Source organism: Slackia sp. (genome assembly GCF_977041755.1).
This window is the reverse complement of record NZ_CDRRGL010000111.1, coordinates 1-5,821: the sequence shown is the minus strand read 5'-3', so window position 1 is coordinate 5,821 and position 5,821 is coordinate 1. Positions and strand designations below refer to the sequence as shown.

General features: G+C 56.3%; 2 protein-coding genes, 1 tRNA gene and 2 pseudogenes. All 5 read right to left on the bottom strand.

The window, feature by feature from the left end:
* Positions 1–234, bottom strand: a pseudogene (locus tag ACWI8T_RS07700) (divalent metal cation transporter); the annotation flags it as partial.
* Positions 235–1,584 carry a magnesium transporter MgtE N-terminal domain-containing protein gene (locus ACWI8T_RS07695; protein WP_449138513.1) on the bottom strand — a complete coding sequence of 450 codons (1,350 nt, stop codon included), beginning with the start codon at positions 1,582–1,584 and terminating at the stop codon, positions 235–237.
* A 186-nt stretch (positions 1,585–1,770) separates the two neighbouring features.
* Positions 1,771–1,847, bottom strand: a tRNA-Arg gene (locus ACWI8T_RS07690).
* Between the two features lie 124 nt (positions 1,848–1,971).
* Positions 1,972–4,587 carry a DNA gyrase subunit A gene (gyrA, locus tag ACWI8T_RS07685; protein WP_449138512.1) on the bottom strand — a complete coding sequence of 872 codons (2,616 nt, stop codon included), beginning with the start codon at positions 4,585–4,587 and terminating at the stop codon, positions 1,972–1,974.
* Between the two features lie 227 nt (positions 4,588–4,814).
* Positions 4,815–5,747 (bottom strand): annotated as a pseudogene (locus ACWI8T_RS07680) (toprim domain-containing protein); the annotation flags it as partial.
* Between the last annotated feature and the right edge of the window lie 74 nt (positions 5,748–5,821).

Genomic DNA, 5,821 nt, shown 5'->3' with positions numbered 1-5,821 from the left:
CGAAATGCCGCCCGCATCGTTACCGGCCATGGCGCTTACGACGCCAGGACCCATAGCTGCAAGCACGAGCAGGAAGAACGGCTTCTTCTTTTCGTCGGCCGATTCCTCTGCGACAGCAGAATCGGAAGGGGTTTCCACAAGTTCGGGCTTTCCCGCCTTGCGCGCGGCATATTCAGCCTCGCGGCGTTCTTGCATGACCTCGTCATACGTTGCATCGCGACGCGCGGCGGCCATTTACAGCACCCCCGCGATTTCGAGCACGATGAGCGTATACACGGCAAGAGCCGCCGCGCCGCCGATAACGCCGGCAACCACCGTAAGGGCGCGTGACGTACTCTTTTCGCTCTCGGTGCTTTCCTCCATGACTTCCATGGCGTCGTCGACGGTAACCAAGCCAAGCATGCGTCCCGATTCGTCAACGACAGGCAACGCGACCATATCATATTTCGAGATATCGGCAGCAACCTCTTCTTCATCCTCATCGGGCGGCACAGAGATGATCTCGGTGTACATGATGTCTTTGAGCTGTGATTCGCGATGCGCCAACACCAGCGTGCGCATCGACAGCACTCCGACAAGCTTCTCGGAATCTTCCTCAAGCACATACACGAAGTGGACGGTCGGGAAGTCTTCATCAAGGGCGCGCAGCACTTCAACCGTGTCAAGCACAGTGTCGGTTTCCTTCATGGCGACAAACTGGGTGGTCATCATGCCGCCGGCAGTGTCGTCCTTATAGCCGAGCAGGGAACGAATCTCGGCCGCATCCTCAACGCCCATCAGGCGAAGCAGCGTTTCAGCCTTTTCATAAGGAAGGTCACGAATAATATCGGCTGCATCGTCAGGGTCCATTTGACCCAAAAGGCCGGAAGCCTCACGGTCGCCCAAATCGTCGAGCGTTTCAGCCTGGTATTCATCTTCCAACTCGGCGATAACCTCGGCCGAACGCGCATCGTCAAGGTGCTTGAACACCTCGGCGCGCTGCTTGGGATCGAGCTGCTCCAGAATGTCTGCGACGTCGGCAGGGTGCATCTCGTTCAAGCGGCGGTGCGTCACGGAAAGCTGCACCTTGGACAAGTCGCGATCGAGCAGGTCCATATAGTTCCAGGCAATAATCTTTTCGTCGATTTTCTTGCCGAAGAGCTTCGCCGTGCTCACAACGGCTTTCTCAAGAAGCGGATGAAGGCCGCGCAGAATACCGCGCACGCCAACTTCGGCGCCCAGAAGACGCAGCTGCGTGCCAGAAGGGGAGAGCTTCAAGTCGTTAACGCGCACGAGCTTGAGGCCTTGCGTGTCGACGATTTGCTGGTCGAGCAAATCGCGGGCAAGCAAGACTTCGTCAGGCTGCAGATAACTGAAGCGAATGTTGTACGACTCGGTATTAAGACGAACTTCGTCTTCCGAAAAACTGTCGACATACTTACGCCAACTAATCATGAACGGCGTGCGGCCAGGGCCTTTAAACGCCAAAGAAGTAATGCGTGGAAACATCTCGCCCGTGGAAATAGCGAGATCAGACACAACACCGAGCTTTTCTCCCGTCGAATCGTATACGGGATTACCCAGCATGTTGGACAAGTAGAGCAAAGCTTGCCTCCCCTCGAACAATGCGGCCTGAGGCCCACGAAGGAAAGCGGAGGACCTCAAGGTTAGCGAACTATGTGTTTTCGAACCTTCAAAATGGCCCTTTTCTCCTAGACAATAAAAAAGCCGCTCTCGCGGCGCAACTGCTTATCGGCTAATTTTAATCCGATTTTGCAATCGGCGAGAAAGTGGTGCGCCGTGAGGGATTCGAACCCCCGACGTACTGATTCGTAGTCAGTCCCTCTATCCAGCTGAGGTAACGGCGCACTTCATAAGCAGCTCGATAATAATAACCCATACAGCTTAGAAGTCAACGAGTTTTTGAAAAAATTTTTCAAAAACTAGTGGCCGACCGGGTTTGCCCCGATCGGCCACCATTCTCACGAGCGATTATTCGTCGTCTTCGGTTTCGTCGAATTCTTCTTCGGCTTCATCAGCCTCATCTTCAACATCGACGTCGGCTTCAACCTCGGTGTCGTCGGCGTCGTTCAAGTCAGCGGTTTCGTTTTCATCGAAATCGTCCGCATCGCCGTCTTCGTCGCCGTCTTTCTTCTTATCTTCGGTCGCGATGGCGCAAGTGCACACCTTGTCGGAATCGGCGACGTTCATCACGCGCACGCCCTGGGCGGAGCGTCCCAGCTGGCTAATGCTCTCGACGGAAGTGCGAATCACGACGCCTTCCTCCGAGATAATCATGAGCTCATCGCTTTCCTCGACGACCTTCATAGCCGTAAGCTGGCCCTTCTTCGCCGTCATGGTAATGGTAAACACGCCCTGGCCGCCGCGGTGGTGCAGCGGATAGTCGGCAACGGGAGTGCGCTTGCCATAGCCCTTTTCGGTGATTACGAACAGCTCGGTGCCCGGGCGGGCGATTTCCATGCCAAGCACGCGCACGCCGGCGGGAACCGTCATGCCGCGCACGCCCATGGTATCGCGACCCATCGAGCGAACCTCGGATTCGTCCCAGGTAATCGCTTTGCCGGCGCTCGAAACCATCATCACGCGCTCGCCTTGCTTCACGCGGCGCACGGCGATGAGATTGTCGTCTTCCTTCAGGTTGATAGCGATAAGTCCGTCGCGGCGGCTGCGATCGTACAGGCTCATGGAGGTCTTCTTCACCATGCCCTGTTCGGTGCCGAACATGAGGTATTCATCTTCGGGGAAGTCTTTCGTCGCGATAATCGCCGAAATGGTCTCGCCCTTCTCGAGCGGCAGCAGGTTCACGATTGCCGTGCCGCGAGCCTGGCGGCTTGCCTCAGGAATCTCGTAAACCTTCAAGCGATAAACCTTGCCGCGCGTCGAGAAGAACAGCATGTAGCTATGGGTCGACGCGATGAACAGGTGCTCAACGAAGTCGTTGTCTTTCAAGCTCACGCCCTGCATGCCCTTGCCGCCACGTTTTTGCTGGCGATAGGTCGCGACAGGCAGGCGCTTCACGTATCCGGCCTTCGTCACCGTGATAACCATGTCTTCCTCAGCGATGAGGTCTTCGACATCGATATCTTTGGCGGCGGCGGAAAGCTGCGTGCGGCGAGGCGTGTTGTACTTCGCTTTGATTTCGAGCAGCTCTTCCTTGATAACCTGACGCATAAGATTCTCGTCGGCGAGAATGCGCTTGAAGTAGTCAATCTTCTCTTTGAGCTCCTTCAACTCGGCCTCGAGCTTGTGACGTTCCAAACCGGTGAGGCGGCGCAGGCGCATTTCCAAAATGGCCTGCGTTTGCGCGTCGGTAAGGCCAAAGCGCTCGGTAAGGCGAGCAGATGCCTCTTTGTCGGTCTCGCTGCTGCGAATAATTTGGATAACTTCGTCGATGTTGTCCAAGGCAATGAGCAAGCCTTCAAGAATATGAGCGCGCTCTTCGGCCTTGCGCAGTTCGTACTTGGTACGACGCGTGACGACGTCCTCCTGGTGGAGGATGTAGTAATGCAGCATTTCCTTCAAGGAAAGCGTACGGGGCACGCCATCGACCAAGGCCAACATAATAACGCCCCAACCGACCTGCAGCTGGGTATGCTTATAGAGCTTATTGAGCACGACTTGGGGAATTGCGTTCTGTTTGAGTTCGATGATAATGTCGACCGGCGAGTTGCGGTCGGCACCGTCGTGCACATTCGAAATCTCGGGCAGCTTTTTGTCGCGAATGAGCTCGCCAAGCTTCTGCATGAGGTTCGTACGATTCACCTGATAGGGAATCTCGGTAATCACGATGGAGTGCTTGCCGTTCTTACCCTCGATGATCTCGTGCTTCGAACGAATCGTGAGATTTCCGCGGCCGGTCTCGTATGCATCGAGAATGCCCTTTTTGCCCATGATGACGCCACCGGTCGGGAAATCGGGGCCGGGCATCACAGTCATGAGCTCTTCGGTCGTGCAGTCGGGGTTGTCGAGCATCATGCACGTCGCGTCGATAGTTTCGCCCAAGTTGTGAGGCGGAATGTTCGTCGCCATGCCAACAGCAATGCCGTTCGAGCCATTCACCAACAGGTTGGGGAAGCGCGCAGGAAGCACGGAAGGCTCCTGCAGGCTTTCGTCATAGTTGGGATTCCAGTCGACCGTTTCCTTTTCAAGGTCGCGCAGCAATTCCATGGCAGGCTTAGCCAAACGAGCCTCGGTATAACGCATAGCTGCGGCCGAGTCGCCATCGATGGAGCCGAAGTTGCCGTGGCCGTCGACCAGAGGCACGCGCATCGAGAAGTCCTGAGCCATGCGAACCATGGTGTCGTACACCGCAACGTCGCCATGCGGGTGGTATTTACCAATAACGTCGCCAACCGTACGCGCAGACTTGCTGTGCGGGCGATTGGGCGTAATGCCGCTGTCGTACATTGCATACAGAATGCGGCGGTGAACCGGTTTCAAGCCGTCGCGCACATCGGGCAATGCGCGAGCGACGATAACGCTCATCGAGTATTCGAGGAACGACGAGCGCATCTCGTGGCCAAGTTCAGCCAACTTGATGCCCGAAGCCCCCGAATCAGAGCTTGCAATAATATCCTGATCAGCCACTTTTGTCCTTTCGTAAGAACGGCTTAATCTTAGACCGCACGCCTAGGGTGGTTTTCTTAGGCGTAGGTGAACCACATGTCAGCGAGCAGGCAACCGGGCGAGTGAAGTTCGGGTGGAACCGAGGCGAAGCGTACTTTGGTACGCGAGCCGAAGGCTGAGCCCGAAATTCGCCGCCCGATTGCCGCGCAGCGTCGGGCATTTGCGCCGGCCGTCAGGCCAGCGCAATCTCAGATGTCAAGGAAGCGAACGTCGAGCGCGTGCTTCTGAATGAATTCCTTGCGCGGCTCAACCTGATCGCCCATGAGCTCGGAAACCGCAAGCTCGGCTGCAGCGGCATCTTCAATAGTCACTCGCAGAAGTGTGCGCGTCTCAGGCTCCATGGTGGTTTCCCACAGCTGCTCGGGGTCCATCTCGCCCAAACCTTTGTAGCGCTGAATGTCGTACTTGTCAGGGTCATCGAGTTCGGCCATGAGCTTGTCTTTGGCTTCGTCGTTGTAGATGTACTTCAAAATCTTGCCCGACTTGGAGTTCTTCTTCTTCAAACCGTACAGCGGCGGCTGCGCGATATAGATGTAGCCACGATTGATGAGGTCGGGCATATAGCGGTAGAAGAACGTCAGCAGCAGAATGCGAATATGCGCGCCGTCGACATCGGCATCGGTCATGATGATGATGCGATGATAGCGAGCTGCATCGCCGTTGTAATCTTCGCCGATGTTCGTGCCAATTGCCGTAATGAGGCTCGAAATGGTGTCGCTCGAAAGCGCGCGGTGCAAACCAGCGCGTTCGACGTTCAAAATCTTACCGCGCAAGGGCAGAATCGCCTGGTATTTGCGGTCGCGCGCCTGTTTGGCTGAACCGCCTGCGGAATCGCCCTCGACGATGAAGATTTCAGACAGCGAGGCATCTTTGCTCGAGCAGTCGGCAAGCTTGCCCGGCATGCTGAATGAATCGAGCACACCCTTGCGGCGCGTCATTTCGCGGGCCTTGCGGGCAGCCTCGCGCGCCTTGAGCGCCTGGGTCGCCTTGCTGATGATGCGTTTTGCCGGCGCGGGGTTTTCCTCGAGGTATTCAGCGAGGCCCTTCGTCACCGCACCCTGCACCAGGCCGCGAATCTCGGTGTTGCCGAGCTTGGTTTTCGTCTGGCCCTCAAACTGTGGAATACATCAAGCATTTGATAATCAATCCACGCGCCTACCGGCAGATACTTGCCGTAACCTTCACCAACAAGGCT